The organism is Citromicrobium bathyomarinum, from assembly GCF_021021475.1.
GTDB lineage: Bacteria > Pseudomonadota > Alphaproteobacteria > Sphingomonadales > Sphingomonadaceae > Alteriqipengyuania > Alteriqipengyuania bathyomarina.
This window is the reverse complement of sequence record NZ_JAINWL010000004.1, coordinates 40107-57029: the sequence shown is the minus strand read 5'-3', so window position 1 is coordinate 57029 and position 16923 is coordinate 40107. Positions and strand designations below refer to the sequence as shown.

Below are 16923 nucleotides of genomic sequence, written 5' to 3'. Positions count from 1 at the left end.
TGCCCGCGCGCACCAACGCGTGGGAAGAACACGAGAAGCAGCACTTTGATGGACCGCCAACCCCAGATCCGCGTCACCGCGATGCCGACCGACATGAACCCCTATGGCGGCGTGTTCGGCGGGTGGCTGATGAGCCAGATGGCGCTCGGCGCAGGCTCGCTCGCCAGTCGCGAGGGGCAGGGCAAAGCTGTGGTAGTCTCGGCCACCGACTTCGCCTTTCCCGGCGCGATGGCGCTGGGCGACGAGCTCAATGTCTATTGCGAGATTTTGAAAGAGGGAAACACCTCGATCACCATCGCCGCAGAGGGCATTGCCCGCGCGCGCCACGGCGAGGAGACCAAGCTGGTGTGCAAGGGCACCTTCGTCTTCGTGCTGGCGGACGACGACGGCAAACCGCGCCCGGTGCGGATGCAGGGCGCAGCCGCGCAGCGCGCGCCAGGTCATGCGTCGGACAATGATGGGTGAGGGCCTGTCCTACACCTGTGCAACTGGCCATGGTGGGAGCGTGACCGCCATGACCTTCTCCCTTAAGCGCCTGATCGTGGCCGCCCGTGCGGCCCCTGATTTTCTGGTCCCTGGACTGTGTGTCAGGTGTGTCAGGGCAGTGAACTGAAAAGAGGATTCGATGGCTGAGAAATACGACCTTATCGTGCTGGGCAGCGGGCCGGGCGGCTATGTCGCGGCGATCCGGGGCGCGCAGCTGGGGCTGAAGGTCGCCATCGTGGAACGTGAGCTGCTGGGCGGCATCTGCCTCAACTGGGGCTGCATCCCCACCAAGGCGCTGCTGCGCTCGGCAGAGATCCTGCACTACGCGCAGAACGCCAAGGATTACGGGCTGAGGATCGGGGGCGAGATCGAAGCCGATCTGGACGCGGTGGTGAAGCGCAGCCGCGGCGTTGCGGCCCAGCTCAACAAGGGCGTCACCGGGCTGATGAAGAAGAACAAGATCGCGGTGCATATGGGCGAGGGTAAGCTGACCGGCCCCACCAGCCTGACCGTGAAGGGCGAGAAGGGCGAGGAAAAGCTCGAAGCCAAGCACGTCATCGTCGCGACCGGCGCCCGCGCGCGCGACTTGCCCTTCGCCAAGGCGGATGGAGAGCGGATCTGGACCTATCGCCACGCGATGACGCCCAAGGAAATGCCGAAGAAACTGCTGGTCATCGGCTCGGGCGCGATCGGCATCGAATTCGCCAGCTTCTACAACGACATGGGCGTGGATGTGACCGTGGTCGAAATGCTCGACCGGATCGTGCCGGTGGAAGACAAGGACGTCTCCGCCTTCCTCCACAAGAGCCTGACCAAGCAGGGCATCACGATCATGACCGGCGCGGGTGTCGAAGACATCAAGGCGGACGGCAAGGGCGTGAAGGCCAAGATCAAGGACAAGGACGGCAAGGTGAGCGAGAGCGAATTCTCGCACTGCATCACCGCCATCGGGATCGTCCCCAATACCGAGAATATCGGCCTGGAAAAGCTGGCCGAGATGGAGAAGGGCTTCATCCAGATCGACCCCTATGGCCGCACCAAGAGCAAGGGCCTGTGGGCCATCGGCGACTGCACACCCGGCCCGTGGCTGGCGCACAAGGCGAGTCACGAGGGCGTGACCGCGGCAGAGGCGATCGCGCAGGAACTGGGCAACAAGGATGTCCATCCGCACCCGCTCGACCGTCGCAACATTCCGGGCTGCACCTATTGCCACCCGCAGATCGCGTCGGTCGGCCTGACCGAGGACAAGGCGAAGGAAGCGGGCTACGACGTGAAGGCGGGCACTTTCCCCTTCATCGGCAACGGCAAGGCGATCGCGCTGGGCGAGGCGGAAGGCTTTACCAAGACCGTGTTCGACGCCAAGACCGGCGAACTGCTGGGCGCGCACATGGTCGGCGCGGAAGTGACCGAGATGATTCAGGGCTTCGTGGTCGGCAAGACGCTGGAGACCACGGAAGCCGAACTGATGCAGACGGTCTTCCCGCACCCGACGATCTCTGAGTCGATGCACGAGAGCGTGCTGGCCAGCTACGGGCGCGCGCTGCACATCTGAAACCTGCGGGCCTCTCGCCCGTTGGTAGTGCATGAGCAAACAGGACAAGAGCAGCACGCCGCCGCGCGGCGACAAGCCCGATGGCAAGAACGACAGCGAAATCACGCGCGAACATCGCGCGCTGATGAACCAGAGCTCCGCGAAGCCGGAGGATTACCCGGAAAGCGAGCGCGATGCGCAATCGCTGGTCCAGAAAGACAAACGGCGCGATCAGCCTGACTGATCGCGCCGCTGGTCTTGCATTAAGGCAGGGTCAGACGTTCCTACGCAGGAACGCAATCACCGCCAGCACCAGGAACACGACGAACAGGATCCAGGCGATGTTGGACGATACGCCCGCGATTCCCCCGAAGCCCAGAACGGCGGCGACCAGCGCAATAATCAGAAAGATGATAGCCCAGCGAAGCATATGGTTTCCCCTTGGTAGAACCTTGCATTGAACCTAGCCCATATGCCGGACGGGCGCGGGCGGTGCCGCTCTAAACATTTGTTATGCAAGAAAACGCGGCGATGGATCGGCGGTGGGACGGGGAAATGGCGGACAGGGTGGGATTCGAACCCACGGTGAGCGTAAACCCACGGCGGTTTTCAAGACCGCTGCCTTAAACCACTCGGCCACCTGTCCGCACTGGGAACGTCGGCTAACGCTTCATCGCGCGTTTGTCACTCTCCGGCACGCCGGGTAATTCCACACCATCTAAGTCATTGGCGAGTCATGTGGGGTGTGACACAGATACCGGCATGAGTTTGCGCCGCTCCCTCCTCCCCCTCGCCGCGTGCTTCGCCGCGCTTGCCGCAACCCCTGCCGCCGCGCAGGACATGCCGTTCGATGCCTACATGCAGCTGGTCATCGCCAAGGCGCGTGCCCAGGGTGTGAGCGAGGATACGATCCGGCGGATGACCTCGAACCTCACGCCCAACCCGCGCGTGATCGAACTCGACCAGTCGCAGCCCGGCTCGTCCTCGTCGCCCGGTTATCCGCCACTGAGGCCCTATCTGGACCGTCACGTCGACAATGCGCGGATCGGCGGCGGGCGCTCGGTCTACAACGAGACCACCTATCTCCACGATCGCATCCGCCAGCAATATGGCGTTCCGCCCGAGATCATCATCGCGATCTGGGGGCACGAGACCAATTACGGCGGCTATCGCGGCAATTTCGACCTCGCCCGCTCGCTCGCCACGCTGGCCTGGGAAGGGCGTCGGCGCGAGCTGTTCGAGAGCGAATTCATCGCGCTGCTGAAGGTGGCTGACAAGGGCTATTCGCGTGACCGGCTGGTCGGCAGCTGGGCCGGGGCCTTCGGTAATCCGCAATTCCTGCCGAGCGTCTATCTGCGCCTCGCCACCGATGGCGATGGTGACGGGATGGCGAATATCTTCACCAATCAGGCCGACACGATGGCCTCGATCGCGCGCTATTTCCAGGACGCGGGCTGGCGGCCCGGAATTCCGTGGGGCGTGGGCGCAAGCGTGCCCTCGGGCTTTAATGTGGATGCCCACCGCACCGAACTGGTCGCCCCGGTCTGCCCGCGCGTGCACGAACGCCACAGCCAGTGGAAGACGGTGGAGGAATGGCGCGCGCTGGGCGTTGCGCCGCATCGCAGCCTACCGCCGGACACGCTCGCCAGCCTGTTCCAGCCAGATGGGCCGGGAACTCCTGCGTGGCTGTTAACCTCAAATTATCGCGTTATCCTCGAATATAACTGCTCCAACTATTACGCGATGAGTGTGGGGCTTCTGGCCGATGAGATTGCCCGGTAATATCCGGATTTTGGGAATTGCGTTTGGCCTGATCGCCGGCCTTTCCGCCTGTTCGGGCGGGGGAGGGGGCGGCGATCTGGCACCCAATGCAGATTACTACGCGGTCGATCGCGCCGCGCCGACGCCTGTCGGTGCGATCAATGGGCCGCAGGCGGATTACCCGCAGGTGCTGGGCGAGCCCTATGTGGTCGATGGGCAGACCTACACCCCGGCAGACGTGCTCAGCTACGATGCGGTCGGCTACGCGACGATCGATGACGCTGCCGGGCCGGGCATCACCATTTCGCACAAGACCCTGCCGCTGCCGAGCTATGTCGAGCTGACCTCGCTCGACACCGGGCGCACCATCCTGGCGCGGGCGGAACGGCGCGGGCCGATGACGTCGAGCCGGATTCTCGGCCTGTCGCCGGGTGCCGCGCAGGAACTGGGCGCGGGCGAGGGCGCCCAGATTCGGGTTCGCCGGGTCAATCCGCCCGAATACGAACGCGCGGCCCTGCGCTCCGGCCAGCCAGCCGGATCGCGGCTCGATACGCCCGACACGCTGCTCGCCGTGCTGCGCAAGCAATTGCCTGCCACCGGATCGGTCAGCCTCGCGCGAGCCGACGCGCGCAGCACCTCGGCAAGAACCGGCAGCGCTACAGACACCGATTACCGCACGGTGGAGCGGGAATTCGACACGACCTTCGCCGAAGTCGACCCGGGACCGTCCAGTGCGGTCGCCGACGCTTTTGAGGAATATGAGACGCTTCCGCCCGCTCCCGCGCCCGCCGCGCAAACCCGCTACGCGCTCGCCCCGATTGGGGAAACGCCGACCGGGGCAGGGCGTCCCGCGCCGGTCGAGGTCGCGCGGATGGAAACGCCGCGCCCGGCCCCTGCGCCGCGCGCCACGCCGCCGCCCGCACGAGCGACGCCTGCGCCGCCCGTCACGCGCTCCGTACCTGCGCGAACGACGCAATCGGCGGCCAGGCGTGGACGTTACGTCATCCAGATCGCGTCTTTCTCCAGCAAGAACAATGCGATCGAGGCGGCCGACAAACTGGGCGGCTTCGTGGTCCAGTCGGGCCGCTTCTACCGCGTGCGCACGGGGCCGTTCGCGACCCGTGGAGAAGCCGATGCCGCCCTCGCCAGCGCGCGCAGGGTCGGCTATAGGGATGCGTTCATAGACACGAGCGAATAGCGGCTGCGCCGATCCCCCGACGGCGCAAACTCGCCGTAGCAGGAGCAACCGCATTGTCTTCATCTCTGGTGAACCGGGCCCGGGTGGTGGGTTTTCTCGCCGCCCTGTCGCTCGCGTTGCCAACCGGGCTCAGCGCCCAGCCTTCGCCCCCGACCCCCGAACAGGCTCCGATCGCCTACATGATCGATCTGTCGAGCGGACAGACGCTCTATGCGCGCGATATCGACCGCCGCTTCGTCCCCGCCTCGATCACCAAGGTGATGACCACGCTGGTGGCGTTCGACATGCTCGCAGATGGCAAGCTGCGGCGCGACCAGCGCATGCCCTATCGAGACGCGAGCTTCGACGAATGGCACCGCAAGGGGTCGACCCTGTTCCTCCCGCGCCGTGCGCGGCCCTCGGTGAACGAACTGCTGATCGGGATCACCACGGTCTCTGCCAATGACGCAGCGGTCGTGCTGGCCGAAGGCGCGTCGGGAAGCGTGGACAAGTGGACCGCTCGAATGAACGCCACCGCCCGTTCGATCGGCATGCACGACAGCTATTTCGGAACGCCCAATGGCTGGCCGGACGAGGGGCACACCTTCACCAGCGCACGCGATCTGGGGCTGCTGGCAAAGCGGATCATTCGCGGCCATCCGGACTTTTTCGACTATTACTACGGCCGCACCGGCCTGAAGGCCTATGGCATCGCGCAGGACAATCACGATCCGATCACCGGTCGGGTGGACGGCGCGGACGGGCTGAAGACCGGCTATACCGATCAGGCCGGCTATGGCTTCCTCGGCACGGCGGAGCGCGACGGACGGCGGCTGGTGATGGTGGTTGCGGGGGCCGATCGCGGCCAGGTCCGCAACCGTGCCGCGCGCGACTTCATCGAATGGGGTTTCGACGCGTTCGACAGCACGTTGCTGGTCAGGAGAGGCAAGCCTGCCGCCACCGCGCAGGTTCAGAACGGCGCGGTCGACCAGCTGCCGCTGGTCGCGGCGCAGGATATCCGCGTCGCGACCCCGCGCGGCGATGGGGCACGGCCCGAACTCACCGTCCGCTACGATGGGCCGCTGCGTGCGCCGATCGCGAAGGGCGAAGCGGTCGCCACGCTGGAGATCGCGGTGCCGGGGATGGAGCCTTCCACCCTGCCGCTCTACGCCGCGCGCGACGTGCCCGAGGCAGGGCTGTTCCAGCGGATCGGCAACGGGTTTGCCGGGCTGTTCCGGTGACGCATCACGACATCAAGGCGCGCTTCATCGCGTTCGAGGGCGGCGAGGGCGTCGGCAAGTCGACTCAGGCGAAACGGCTGGTCGAAGCGCTTGCGAGTCGCGGGATCAACGCGCTGCTGACGCGTGAGCCGGGCGGCACCACCGGGGCGGAGATGATCCGCAAGCTGCTGCTCGAGCCGCCGGGCACCGGCTGGCGCGTGCAGGCCGAAGCGCTGCTGTTCGCCGCCGCCCGGTCCGACCATGTGGCCAAGGCGATCAAGCCCGCGCTGATGGCAGGCCGCTGGGTGGTGTGCGACCGCTTCGTATTGTCGAGCCGCGCCTATCAGGGCCTCGCCGGTGGCCTCGGCGATGAAGAGGTTCGCACGCTCCACCAGATCGGCAGCGGCGGCTTGCTGCCGTGTCGGACTTTCCTGCTCGAAGCGCCGGGTGACGACGTGGCCGAGCGGCTGCGCAAGCGCGACGGGGACGAGGTGGACGCCATCGGCGGGCGCGATGCGCGCTATCACGCGGATGTCGCGCGCGGGTTCGCCGGGCTGGCGCAGGATGACGACACCATCATCCAGATCGACGCTTCGGGCAGCGCCGACGCGGTCCATGAGACGGTAATGAGGGAGCTTGCTCCACTGCTTGCCGGCGAAGCGTGACCGATCATCACGCCCCCCAATGGCGCGAATGGCGCGCCGCGCTGGCCAGTCCGCGCATGCACCACGCGTGGATTCTCGCGGGGAAGAAGGGGCTGGGCAAGCACGACTTCGCCTTTGCCGCCGGACGCGAGCTGGTTGCGATCGGGCGCGATGCGCCGGTGGCGGAGAACGACCCCGACATCCAGCTGCTGACGCACCTGCCCAAGGACGACAAGGAAGCGAAGAAGGCGGAGAAGGGCGAGGCTTTCGAAACCAAGCGCAACATCTCGATCGACCAGATTCGCGCGATGCAGGCACGGCTGACCACGCGGCCGACGCTGGGCGCATTTCGCGCGATCATCATCGAACCGGCGGACGATCTGGAGCGGAGCGCCGCCAACGCACTACTCAAAAGCCTTGAGGAACCGCCTGCGGGCACGTTCTTCCTGCTGGTGACCCATCGCCCCGGCCTGCTGCTGCCCACGATCCGCTCGCGCGCCCGGATTCTGCGGTTCAATCCGCTATCCATGGGCGCGGTAGAGGATGCCCTGCGCGCCGCCGGCGACCATGCCGACCCGGCGGAGATCGCGCTGGCGGCGCGCGCCAGCGGCGGAGCACCGGGAGCCGCGCTGTCGTTCATCGCGCAGGATCTGGCCCCTGCCGAAGCGCTGATGCGCCAGATCGCGAGCGAGGGCGACCCGGCTTTCCTCCTGCGCGGCAAGCTGGGCGAAGAGATCGGCGCGCGGCCCGACCGGGCGCGGCTGTCCGCCACGCTCGACCTCGCCCGCACCGTGCTGGCGCAAAAGCTGGAATCGCCCGACTCGATCGACATTCCCGCTCTGGTCGACGCGCATGCGCGTTTGGTGACGCTCTCGGGCCAGGCGCGAAGTTATAATTTCGACCCCGGTTTCCTCGCGATGGAAATCGGCACCTTGCTCGCTTCGGCTGCGCCGAATAGAGCCGCTTCCGATGGCTGAACCCTACTACATTACCACCGCGATCCATTACCCCAACGGCAAGCCGCATATCGGCCACGCCTACGAGACGGTCGCTGCCGACGTAATCGCGCGATTCCAGCGCCTGAAGGGCCGCGACGTGCGGTTCCAGACGGGCACGGACGAGCACGGGCTGAAGATGGCCCGCAAGGCAGAGGAGCAGGGCAAGACCCCGCGCGAACTCGCCGACGAAATGAGCGGCTATTTCCGCGACCTGTTCGACCGGCTGAACATTTCTTACGACCGCTTCATCCGCACCACCGAAGCGGGGCACCACACCGCCAGCCAAGCGCTGTGGCGCAGGATGGAGGCCAATGGCGACCTCTATCTCGACCGCTACGAAGGCTGGTACTCGGTCCGCGACGAAGCCTTCTACGACGAGAAGGAGCTGGTCGAAGGAGAAGGGAGAGAGAAGCTTTCCCCGCAGGGCACTCCGGTCGAATGGACCGTCGAGGAAAGCTGGTTCTTCCGCCTGTCGAAATACCAGGACAAGCTGCTCGACCTCTATGCCTCGCAGCCGGATTTCATCCAGCCCGACAGCCGCCGCAACGAGGTGATGCGCTTCGTCGAAGGCGGCCTGCGCGATCTTTCGGTCAGCCGCACCAGCTTCGACTGGGGCGTGCAGGTGCCCGGTGCCGAAGACCACGTGATGTACGTGTGGGTCGACGCGCTGACCAACTACATCAGCGGCCTCGGCTACCCGGAAGAGGGCGCGGACTGGAAATACTGGCCCGCCGACCTGCACCTGATCGGCAAGGACATCATCCGCTTCCACACGGTCTACTGGCCCGCCTTCCTGATGAGCGCGGGCGTGGATCTGCCCAAGCAGGTCTATGGCCACGGCTTCCTGCTCAACCGCGGGCAGAAGGAGAGCAAGTCGCTCGGCAATGTGACCGATCCCAATGTGCTGGCCGAGCAGTTCGGCGTGGACGCGCTGCGGTACTTCCTGATGCGCGAAATCGCCTTCGGGCAGGATGGCAGCTATTCCTCCGAAGCGATCGTCACCCGCGCCAATGCGGAGCTGGCCAACAGCTTTGGCAACCTCGCGCAGCGCACGCTCTCGATGATCGCCAAGAACCTCGACGGCGAACTGGGTGCCTATGCGCCCGCAGGCGATGACAAGGCGCTGCTGACCACGGTGCAGGACGCCTGCCGCGAAGGCCTGCCCAAGCAGTTCGAAAAGCTCGCCTTCTCGATCGGGATCGAGGCGTGGATGAAGGCGGTCTACGCCTGCAACCAGTATGTCGACGAACAGGCCCCGTGGGCGCTCAAGAAGACCGATCCGGAGCGGATGCGCACCGTGCTGCAGACGCTGTTCATCGCGCTGCGAGACCTCGCCATCGCGATCCAGCCTGTGATTCCGGAGAAAGCGGACCACCTGCTGACCATGCTGGGAATTGCCGAAGACGCGCGAACTTTCGAGGATCTGGCCGATGAGGGCTGGTACGGCGCGCTGGTGCGCACCGGATACCGCGTCGCACCGCCGAGCCCGCTGTTCCCGCGGCTCGAACTGCCCGAGGCGGAAGAGCCGGCCTGATGCTGATCGATAGCCACTGCCATCTCGAATACGAAGGCCTGGTCGAGGATCAGGATGCCGTGCTCGCCCGCGCACGTGACGCCGGGGTTCGGGGCTTCCTGAACATCTCCACCAAGCAGGACGAGTGGGACCAGGTCGTCGCCACCGCCGCACGCGAGCCGGATGTCTGGGCGAGCGTCGGCATCCATCCGCACAATGCCGATGGCCACGCCGATCTGGCGCGCGAGACCCTGTTCGAAGCGACGCAGCACCCCAAAGTGGTCGGGATCGGCGAGACCGGGCTGGATTACTTCTACGACAAGTCCGACCGGGCGACGCAGCAGGCGCTTTTCCGCATGCATATCGACGTCGCGCGCGAGACCGGGCTGCCGCTGATCATCCACACCCGCGATGCCGAGGAGGATACTGCCGCGATCCTTGAGGAAGAGATGGGGAAGGGGGCCTACCCCGCGCTGATCCATTGCTTCACCGCCTCGGAAAGCTTCGGGCGCAAGGTGCTCGATCTCGGCCTGTCGATCTCGCTGTCGGGCATCGTCACCTTCAAGAACGCCAAGGATCTGCAGGAGGTCGCCAAGGTCATCCCGGCAGACCGCCTGCTGATCGAGACCGACAGCCCGTTCCTCGCCCCCGTGCCGCATCGCGGAAAGACCTGCGAGCCGGCCTTCGTCGCCAACACCGCGCAATTCGTGGCCGATTTGCGCGACACCAGTGTCGAGGCACTTGGCGCGCAGACGACGCAGAATTTCCACGCCCTGTTCGCCAAGACGAAGGAACAGGCGTGAAGGTCACGCTGCTCGGCTCGGGCACGTCGACCGGCGTTCCGCGCATCAATGGCGACTGGGGTGCGTGCGACCCGTCAGAGCCGCGCAACCGCCGTACTCGGGTCTCGATCCTGATCGAGAACGACGCGGGCGCGCGCCTGCTGGTCGACACCCCGCCGGATCTGCGCGACCAGTTCCTGCGCAACAGGATCACCAGCGTGGACGGCGTTTTCTGGACCCACGACCATGCCGACCATTGCCACGGAATCGACGATCTGCGCGCGCTGCGATATGGTCGCAGCGGACCGATCCCGGGCTACGGCGTCGAAGAAACCGTGCGGCGGCTGAAGGCGCGTTTTTCCTACGTTTTCGCGGGCGAGCACGGCTATCCGACGATCGTGAAGCTTGAGGTGCTCGACCGGCTGCGGCTGTTTGCGGGCTTCACCGTCAACTGGTGCGTGATGCCACATGGCCCGGCGAAAAGCACCGGCTATCGCTTCGGATGCGATGATAAGTCCATCGGATATGCCACTGATTTCAGTGAAATAACCAGCGAGATGGTGACGCTGTTCAAGGGCGTGGACCTGCTCGTGTGCGATTGCCTCCGCCGGGAAGAACACCCGACCCATGCGAACCTCGCCATGGCGCTGGAGCTTGGCAAGCGCTGCAAGGTCGGCAAGATCGTCCTGACGCATCTTGATAAAAGCATGGATTACAAGACTTTATCGGGCGAAGTTCCAGCGGGTGTCCAGGTCGGATACGACGGAATGGTGGTCGCCGCGTGAACCAGTTCGAAGTCGTCCAGGTCATCGCGCTGGTCGGCTGGCTGATCCTGGCGGTCAGCGCGTTCGCAGCGCGCGGGCTCAACTGGAAGACGTCGCTGCGCCATGCGTTGATCTGGGCGGTGATCATAACCGGGCTGATGCTGCTGGTTACGATGGTGCGATAGCATCCCGACCCGAGGCGCGGCGCGACCCGCGGCGCTCAAGCGAAAACGCCACCAACAGTATCGCGATACCTCCCAGCGCCAGGCCGAAACCGACCCAGCCAGGGGCTGTCCAGCCCAGTCCGGCGGTGATCGCCAGACCCGCCAGCCATGGGCCCAGCGCATTGGCGAGGTTGAAGGCGGCATGATGCAGCGCCGCGGCCATCGTCTGCGCTTCCCCTGCTACATCCATGAGGCGCACCTGAAGGATCGGCCCGAGCCCGCCACCCATGCCGATGGCGAAGCAGACCAGCGAAATCAGCCAGATATTGCTGGCAGCAAAGGTGAACGCGGCCAGAAAGACCGCGCTCCATGCGAGCAGGCCGACCGCCGCAGTTTTCAGCGAGATGTCCGCCGCCCAGCCTCCCAACAGGTTTCCCGCCAGCATGCCGAAGCCGAACACGACGAACACCCACGGGACCGATGCCGGCGCAACGCCGGTATATTCGGTCAGGACGGGCGCAAGGAAGCTGTAGACCGCGAAAAGCCCGCCAAACCCGACCGCGCCAGCACCGAGCGTCAACAGCACCTGCGGATGCGCCAGCGCGCTCAGTTCCCTGCGCACGCTTCGACCGGATTCAGCGGGTTGCAGCGGCGCCAGTAGCTGAAGCGCGGCCGCAGTCGCCAGCGCAATCCCCGATACGCCGCCAAACACGATCCGCCAGCCCACCGCAAGGCCCAGCCAGTTGGCCAGCGGCGCGCCGATGACGGTGGCGACGGCGAGGCCGGCCATCACGTAAGAAGCTGCCGCCGCTCGTCTTTCCGGCATGAGCGAGGCGGCAAGCAGCGCTGCTACGCCGAAATAGGCGCCATGCGGCAAGCCGCTCAGGAAGCGAAAAGCCAGGAGCGCGTAATAACCGGGCGCCATCACGGTCGCTGCATTGCCGAGAGCGATCAGGACCATGAGTACGACCAGCAGGCGCCGCCGGGGCCAGTTTGCGCCGAACAATCCGAGGATTGGCGCTCCTACGACCACGCCCAGTGCATAGGCGCTGACCGCATGCGCGGCGACGGGTTCGGTAATTGCAAAGTCCGCCGCGTAGAACGGCAGCAGGCTCATCGCGGCAAACTCCGTCGTGCCGATGGCGAATCCGCCGAGGGCGAGCGCGAGGATGACGAAAGCGATGCGGCCCGCTGAAAGCGGCTGCGAGTTTGCGGTCATTGTGCTTGTCATTCCGAGGGGCGAGAAGAGAGCGTGCTACATTGGGTGCGGCGGCACGGCGTCAAGTCCGGTCTGTTAGCGGGACCTACGCAATCTGCCACCAACCAATTTTATTTAACATAATATATATTATCCATCTGATGTGCTCGCCAATCCGCTGCTGACGCGGCGCGCTCTTGGCCCTACTCGTGCGTCATGACGCACACACCGAAACCCCAGATCGATCGCCTGCTCGCCATCATGGCGCGGCTGCGCGATCCCGAACACGGCTGCGAATGGGATCTGGCGCAGGATTTCGCCAGCATCGCGCCGTACACGATCGAGGAAGCCTACGAGGTCGCCGACGCGATCGAGCGTGACGCCATGGCGGAACTGCGCGAGGAACTGGGCGACCTGTTGTTGCAGGTCGTGTTCCATGCGCGCATGGCTGAGGAGCGCGGCCTGTTCGGTTTCGAAGATGTCGCGCAGGCGATTTCGAACAAGATGGAGGCGCGCCATCCGCACATCTTCGGCGGCAGCGACGGCGCGATGGACGAAACCCGCTGGGAAGCTCTGAAGGCGCAGGAGCGCGAGGCGAGGGGCCAGCAGAGCGCGATGGACGGCGTCGCGCGCGCCCTCCCCGCACTGCTCCGCGCGGAAAAACTGCAAAAGCGCGCGGCGCGCGACGGGTTCGACTGGCCCGATCCCTCCGGCGCGGCGGCAAAGATCGCCGAGGAAACGCGCGAACTGGCCGAAGCGGATGATGCAACGCGCGAGGAGGAAGCGGGCGATCTGCTGTTCGCCGCGGTCAATCTGGTCCGCGCATACGGAATCCAGCCTGAGGCCGCACTGCGCTCCGCGAACGACAAGTTCGAACGGCGCTATCGCGGGATGGAGGCGCTGGCCGAGGGGGAGTTCGCCACGCTCGACCTGGATGCGCAGGAGGCGCTGTGGCAGGCGGTGAAGCGCGCGGAGAAGGGTTGAGCGCCAAAGATAGGCCGTCATCCTGAACTTGTTTCAGGGTCCAGCCTTCCTCGTGTCCGACTCATTCGGATTGAGATCTGGATGCTGAAACGAGTTCAGCATGACGTCACTACGACGAACTCACCCCGAAACTCTCGAATTGGCCGCGTTCCTTGGGGCCGAGGCGGACCAGCAGCCGGTGCCGGGGTGTACCGCCCTCCCCGGCAGGAAGCTCCTCTTCCTCCAGCACGTCGCCGTGTGCGTGCAGCCACGCGATCTCGCGCCCGGCCGATGTCGGCAGCACGAATTCGCACACGCTCGCCTCGCGGGTCAGCGCATCGCCGATCCGCGTCTCGAGCGCGTCCATATTGAACCCGGTTTCGGCGGATAGCGGCACCACGCTATCATCCTCCGCAGCGCGCGCGGCGAGGTCTTCGCGGGCATCTTCGGCCAGCAGATCCCACTTGTTCCACACTTCGAGCATGGGGATCGAGCTGACCGGCTCCTCCCCCTCCTCGCCCCCGGAGACCACGCCGAGCCCGCGCAGCACCTCCAGTACCTGCGTCTTCTGCGCCGCGCTCGCCGGATTGGCGATGTCGCGCACGTGCAGGATCAGGTCCGCATTGGTGACTTCTTCCAGCGTCGCACGAAACGCGGCGACCAGCTGTGTCGGCAGATCGGAAATGAAGCCCACCGTGTCCGACAGAATCGCCTTCTCGACCGCAGGCAGGCTGATGGCGCGCATCGTAGGGTCGAGCGTGGCGAACAGCAGGTCTTCGGCCATCACATCCGCGCCGGTCAGTCGGTTGAAGATCGTCGACTTGCCCGCGTTGGTGTAGCCGACCAGCGCGATCACCGGCCAGGGCGCGCGGGTTCGCCGCTCGCGGTGCAATGCGCGGGTCTTTTTGACCTGTTCGAGGTCGCGCCGCAGCCGCGCCATGCGCGTGCGGATCATCCGCCGGTCGGCCTCGATCTGGGTCTCGCCCGGCCCGCCGAGGAAGCCGTAACCGCCGCGCTGGCGTTCGAGGTGGGTCCAGCTGCGCACCAGGCGGCTGGCCTGATAGTCGAGATGGGCAAGCTCCACCTGCAACCGCCCTTCGGCGGTCGCCGCGCGTTCGCCGAAGATCTCGAGGATCAGCCCGGTCCGGTCGATCACCTTGCGCGCGAGCTTTTCCTCCAGCGTGCGCTGCTGAATCGCGGTGAGCGCGCCGTCGACGATGATCAGCTCGGCCTCGGCCAATTCGGCCTGGGTGCCGATCTGTTCGACCTGCCCCGCCCCGAACAGCGTGGCGGGCCGCACGTCGCGGATCGGCTGGATATAGCTTTCCGCCACCTCGATCCCGATCGCGTGCGCGAGGCCGACCGCCTCGGCGAGGCGCTCCTCGGCCGGCAGGTCGTGGATCTGGCCGCGAATGTCGGGGCAGATGACGAGCGCGCGCGCACCGCGCGTCACCTCGCCTTGCAGGTCATCTTCGAAAATCTAGGTCGTTCCTGTCAATCGTCGTCGTCGTGATCCGGCTCGTCCTCTTCCCAGTCGCTCAGGTCGACGGGTTCGGCGGGCTGGATGGTCGATACCGCGTGCTTGTAGGCGAGCTGCACGTAGCCATCGCGCTCCAGCAGGGTGCAGAACAGGTCGTAGGCGGCGATCCGGCCCTGGAGCATGACCCCGTTGACGAGGAACATGGTCACCTGAACCTCCGCCTCGCTCACCCGGCTCAGGAACACGTCCTGAAGCTGGCGCTGCTTGCGGCTGCCGTCCTGGCTGGAAAACTGCTCCGCATCCATCGCGGAAGCGGGCATGATCGTGCTGATCGCGTGCTTGTAAACCAGCTGCGACTGGCCGTCGCGGCGCAGCAGCAGGCTGAAATTGTCGAACCAGGTGATGATGCCCTGCAGCTTCACGCCCTTGACCAGAAACACCGTGACCGGCGCCTTTTCACGCCGCAGCAGGTTGAGGAAGGAATCCTGCAGGCCCGGCTGCTTGTCGTCCGACGCACGGGCTCCTCGCGGGCGCGCAGGTGCTGGCCGCGCGGGCTTCCGCGCCGGTGCGGGCGCAGCCGCAGTGGACTCGGCCACGCTGGCGACTTCGTCGGCGGCGGCCTTGGGCTTGGTGCGAATGGAGAGCGTTTTTCCTTCGGGCATGACCCTGTTCCTATTGTTCTTGGCCATCCGCGCATTGGGCACGGCTAGCGGGCGCTCATATATCTGCGGATGTCGCGCACGGGGGAAGGCGACAACCGCTACTCAACCGAAAAATGCGCGCCGCGGCCTTGCGTTCCGGTAAGCGGAGTTCGTTAACTCCCGCAAGGCCGGGAAGATGCGCGTTCAGCCGTCGTCCTTGCGATCGGTCATGCCGAGAATCTTCAGCTTTCGGTGCAAGGCCGAGCGTTCCATTCCGATGAAGCTCGCCGTCTTGGAAATATTGCCCGAAAAGCGCCGGATCTGCACGGTGAGGTATTCACGTTCGAACTCCTCGCGCGCTTCGCGCAGCGGCACGCCCATCAAGCTGGACAGGCCGATACCGCCCTTCACCCCGCCCTCGGTAATCTCGCCCGGCAGCATGTCCGGCTCGATAACGCTCATCTGGTCGCGCGGAGAGAGGATCACCGTGCGCTCCACCACATTACGCAGTTCGCGCACGTTGCCCGGCCAGTCGTAGGCCTGCAGCGTCGCCAGCGCCTCCTCGCTCACCTCGGGCGGCGGAAGGCCCTGTTCGGCCGCATAGCGGGCGAAGAAATGGGTCGCCAGCGAGGGAATATCGTCGCGCCGATCGGCGAGCGAGGGGATTTCCACCGGGACCACGTTGAGCCGGTAGAACAGATCCTCGCGAAAACGCTTCTCCTCGATTTCCTTCTGCAGATCGCGCGAGGTGGAGGAGACCACCCGCATGTCGACCCCGATCTGGCGGTTGCCACCCACCCTCACGAAGCTCTGTTCGGTCAACACGCGCAGGATACGGGCCTGGGTGGAGAGCGGCATATCCGCTACCTCGTCGAGATAGAGCGTGCCGCCGTCAGCCATCTCCAGCAGCCCGGGCCGGACCAGCTTGCCCTCCGCCTCTTCGCCGAATAGCTCCTGTTCGAACCGCTCGGGCGTGATCCGCGCCGAATTGACGATCACGAAGCCGCCTTCGCTGCGCGGGCTCCAGCTGTGCAGCAGCCGCGCGGCGACTTCCTTGCCCGATCCCGCCGGGCCGCTGATGAGCACACGGCTGCCCGTGCTGGCGACCCGCTTGAGCGTCGCGCGGACCTGGTTCACGGCGGCGGAATTGCCGGTGAATTCCTCGCCCGCACCGCCATTGTCCTGCCGCAGCCGGGTGTTCTCGCGCCGCAGCCGCTCGGTCTCGGTCGCGCGCTCGACCAGCAGCAGCAGCCGCTCGGTCTCGAACGGCTTCTCGATGAAATCCATCGCACCGCGGCTGACCGCGGAAACGGCCGTGTCGATATTGCCGTGGCCCGAGAAGATGATCACCGGCAGTTCCGGCTCGCGCGCCTTGATCGCGTCGAGCACCTCGAGCCCGTCCATCGGGCTGCCGTGGAGCCACACGTCGAGCAGCACGAGACTGGGCCGCCGTTCGTCGACCAGTCGCAGCGCGGTCCCGCTGTCGCCCGCGACGCGGCATTCGTAGCCCTCGTCGCTGAGCACGCCGGAGACCAGATCGCGAATGTCGCGTTCGTCGTCGACGACCAGAATATCGAGCGCCATCAGCGCCTCCTTCCAAG

18 protein-coding genes and 1 tRNA gene are annotated in these 16923 nt (G+C 65.7%); 13 read left to right on the top strand and 6 right to left on the bottom strand.

Annotation, left to right across the window (positions count from 1 at the left end; all coding sequences use genetic code 11):
- The first annotated feature begins 48 nt into the window (after positions 1-48).
- From K7H93_RS14415 to K7H93_RS14405, 3 genes are all read left to right on the top strand, one after another.
- Positions 49-465: an acyl-CoA thioesterase gene (locus K7H93_RS14415; RefSeq protein WP_010238115.1), complete on the top strand. Its 417-nt coding sequence runs from the start codon at positions 49-51 to the stop codon at positions 463-465.
- Between the two features lie 160 nt (positions 466-625).
- Positions 626-2038, top strand: coding sequence for a dihydrolipoyl dehydrogenase (gene lpdA / locus K7H93_RS14410; RefSeq protein WP_230784210.1), 1413 nt, complete (start codon positions 626-628; stop codon positions 2036-2038).
- A gap of 31 nt (positions 2039-2069) precedes the next feature.
- Positions 2070-2261 (top strand): hypothetical protein, encoded by a 192-nt coding sequence (locus K7H93_RS14405; protein WP_230784209.1) that lies wholly within the window; start codon positions 2070-2072, stop codon positions 2259-2261.
- Between the two features lie 30 nt (positions 2262-2291).
- On the opposite strand, the gene K7H93_RS14400 is transcribed toward K7H93_RS14405, so the two are convergent.
- A complete protein-coding gene (locus K7H93_RS14400) occupies positions 2292-2447 on the bottom strand; it encodes a DUF1328 domain-containing protein (protein ID WP_010238118.1) in 156 nt (51 codons plus the stop codon).
- 126 nt (positions 2448-2573) lie between these two features.
- Positions 2574-2663: transfer RNA gene (locus tag K7H93_RS14395), tRNA-Ser, on the bottom strand.
- Positions 2664-2779: 116 nt separating this feature from the next.
- Between K7H93_RS14395 and K7H93_RS14390 the strand changes: the two genes are divergently transcribed.
- The 9 genes from K7H93_RS14390 to K7H93_RS14350 are packed head-to-tail and all read left to right on the top strand — an operon-like array spanning position 2780 to position 11061.
- Positions 2780-3799, top strand: a complete 1020-nt coding sequence (locus K7H93_RS14390) for a lytic murein transglycosylase (RefSeq protein WP_230784208.1) — start codon at positions 2780-2782, stop codon at positions 3797-3799.
- Between the two features lie 10 nt (positions 3800-3809).
- Positions 3810-4976, top strand: a complete 1167-nt coding sequence (locus K7H93_RS14385) for an SPOR domain-containing protein (RefSeq protein ID WP_230784207.1) — start codon at positions 3810-3812, stop codon at positions 4974-4976.
- Positions 4977-5029: 53 nt separating this feature from the next.
- The gene (locus tag K7H93_RS14380) at positions 5030-6196 is read left to right on the top strand and encodes a D-alanyl-D-alanine carboxypeptidase family protein (protein ID WP_230784206.1); all 1167 of its coding nucleotides are present in this window, start codon (positions 5030-5032) and stop codon (positions 6194-6196) included.
- Positions 6193-6840, top strand: a complete 648-nt coding sequence (tmk, locus tag K7H93_RS14375; RefSeq protein ID WP_230784205.1) for a dTMP kinase — start codon at positions 6193-6195, stop codon at positions 6838-6840. Before K7H93_RS14380 ends, tmk begins: the two co-directional genes overlap by 4 nt.
- Positions 6837-7796 carry a DNA polymerase III subunit delta' gene (locus tag K7H93_RS14370; protein WP_230784204.1) on the top strand — a complete coding sequence of 320 codons (960 nt, stop codon included), beginning with the start codon at positions 6837-6839 and terminating at the stop codon, positions 7794-7796. The genes tmk and K7H93_RS14370 overlap by 4 nt, the downstream gene beginning before the upstream one ends.
- Positions 7789-9351, top strand: coding sequence for a methionine--tRNA ligase (gene metG / locus K7H93_RS14365; protein ID WP_230784203.1), 1563 nt, complete (start codon positions 7789-7791; stop codon positions 9349-9351). The genes K7H93_RS14370 and metG overlap by 8 nt, the downstream gene beginning before the upstream one ends.
- A complete protein-coding gene (locus K7H93_RS14360; protein WP_230784202.1) occupies positions 9351-10133 on the top strand; it encodes a TatD family hydrolase in 783 nt (260 codons plus the stop codon). Before metG ends, K7H93_RS14360 begins: the two co-directional genes overlap by 1 nt.
- Positions 10130-10897: an MBL fold metallo-hydrolase gene (locus K7H93_RS14355; protein ID WP_230784201.1), complete on the top strand. Its 768-nt coding sequence runs from the start codon at positions 10130-10132 to the stop codon at positions 10895-10897. Before K7H93_RS14360 ends, K7H93_RS14355 begins: the two co-directional genes overlap by 4 nt.
- Complete coding sequence (locus tag K7H93_RS14350) at positions 10894-11061, top strand: hypothetical protein (protein ID WP_230784200.1); 168 nt, start codon at positions 10894-10896, stop codon at positions 11059-11061. The genes K7H93_RS14355 and K7H93_RS14350 overlap by 4 nt, the downstream gene beginning before the upstream one ends.
- Here the strand turns inward: K7H93_RS14350 and K7H93_RS14345 are convergent.
- Positions 11045-12259 (bottom strand): MFS transporter, encoded by a 1215-nt coding sequence (locus tag K7H93_RS14345; RefSeq protein WP_230784199.1) that lies wholly within the window; start codon positions 12257-12259, stop codon positions 11045-11047. The two genes, K7H93_RS14350 and K7H93_RS14345, sit on opposite strands and share 17 nt — an antisense overlap.
- A 195-nt stretch (positions 12260-12454) precedes the next feature.
- Between K7H93_RS14345 and mazG the strand changes: the two genes are divergently transcribed.
- Positions 12455-13222 carry a nucleoside triphosphate pyrophosphohydrolase gene (gene mazG / locus K7H93_RS14340; protein WP_230784198.1) on the top strand — a complete coding sequence of 256 codons (768 nt, stop codon included), beginning with the start codon at positions 12455-12457 and terminating at the stop codon, positions 13220-13222.
- Between the two features lie 109 nt (positions 13223-13331).
- Here mazG and hflX read toward each other — a convergent pair whose 3' ends face one another.
- From hflX to ntrX, 3 genes are all read right to left on the bottom strand, one after another.
- On the bottom strand, positions 13332-14654 hold the full coding sequence (gene hflX, locus K7H93_RS14335) for a GTPase HflX (RefSeq protein ID WP_230784197.1): 1323 nt from the start codon (positions 14652-14654) through the stop codon (positions 13332-13334).
- Between the two features lie 41 nt (positions 14655-14695).
- Positions 14696-15343, bottom strand: coding sequence for an RNA chaperone Hfq (gene hfq, locus K7H93_RS14330; RefSeq protein ID WP_230784196.1), 648 nt, complete (start codon positions 15341-15343; stop codon positions 14696-14698).
- Between the two features lie 183 nt (positions 15344-15526).
- Positions 15527-16906, bottom strand: coding sequence for a nitrogen assimilation response regulator NtrX (gene ntrX / locus K7H93_RS14325; protein WP_230784195.1), 1380 nt, complete (start codon positions 16904-16906; stop codon positions 15527-15529).
- Positions 16907-16923: the final 17 nt, after the last annotated feature.

What these genes read in the sequence shown, in the direction of transcription:
- lpdA (WP_230784210.1), top strand. Translation starts at nt 626, where the DNA reads ATGGCTGAGAAATACGACCTTATCGTGCTGGGCAGCGGGCCGGGCGGC.
- K7H93_RS14405 (WP_230784209.1), top strand. Translation starts at nt 2,070, where the DNA reads ATGAGCAAACAGGACAAGAGCAGCACGCCGCCGCGCGGCGACAAGCCC.
- K7H93_RS14345 (WP_230784199.1), bottom strand. Translation starts at nt 12,259, where the DNA reads ATGACCGCAAACTCGCAGCCGCTTTCAGCGGGCCGCATCGCTTTCGTC.
- K7H93_RS14400 (WP_010238118.1), bottom strand. Translation starts at nt 2,447, where the DNA reads ATGCTTCGCTGGGCTATCATCTTTCTGATTATTGCGCTGGTCGCCGCC.
- K7H93_RS14360 (WP_230784202.1), top strand. Translation starts at nt 9,351, where the DNA reads ATGCTGATCGATAGCCACTGCCATCTCGAATACGAAGGCCTGGTCGAG.
- metG (WP_230784203.1), top strand. Translation starts at nt 7,789, where the DNA reads ATGGCTGAACCCTACTACATTACCACCGCGATCCATTACCCCAACGGC.
- hfq (WP_230784196.1), bottom strand. Translation starts at nt 15,343, where the DNA reads ATGCCCGAAGGAAAAACGCTCTCCATTCGCACCAAGCCCAAGGCCGCC.
- K7H93_RS14390 (WP_230784208.1), top strand. Translation starts at nt 2,780, where the DNA reads ATGAGTTTGCGCCGCTCCCTCCTCCCCCTCGCCGCGTGCTTCGCCGCG.
- mazG (WP_230784198.1), top strand. Translation starts at nt 12,455, where the DNA reads ATGACGCACACACCGAAACCCCAGATCGATCGCCTGCTCGCCATCATG.
- ntrX (WP_230784195.1), bottom strand. Translation starts at nt 16,906, where the DNA reads ATGGCGCTCGATATTCTGGTCGTCGACGACGAACGCGACATTCGCGAT.
- K7H93_RS14415 (WP_010238115.1), top strand. Translation starts at nt 49, where the DNA reads ATGGACCGCCAACCCCAGATCCGCGTCACCGCGATGCCGACCGACATG.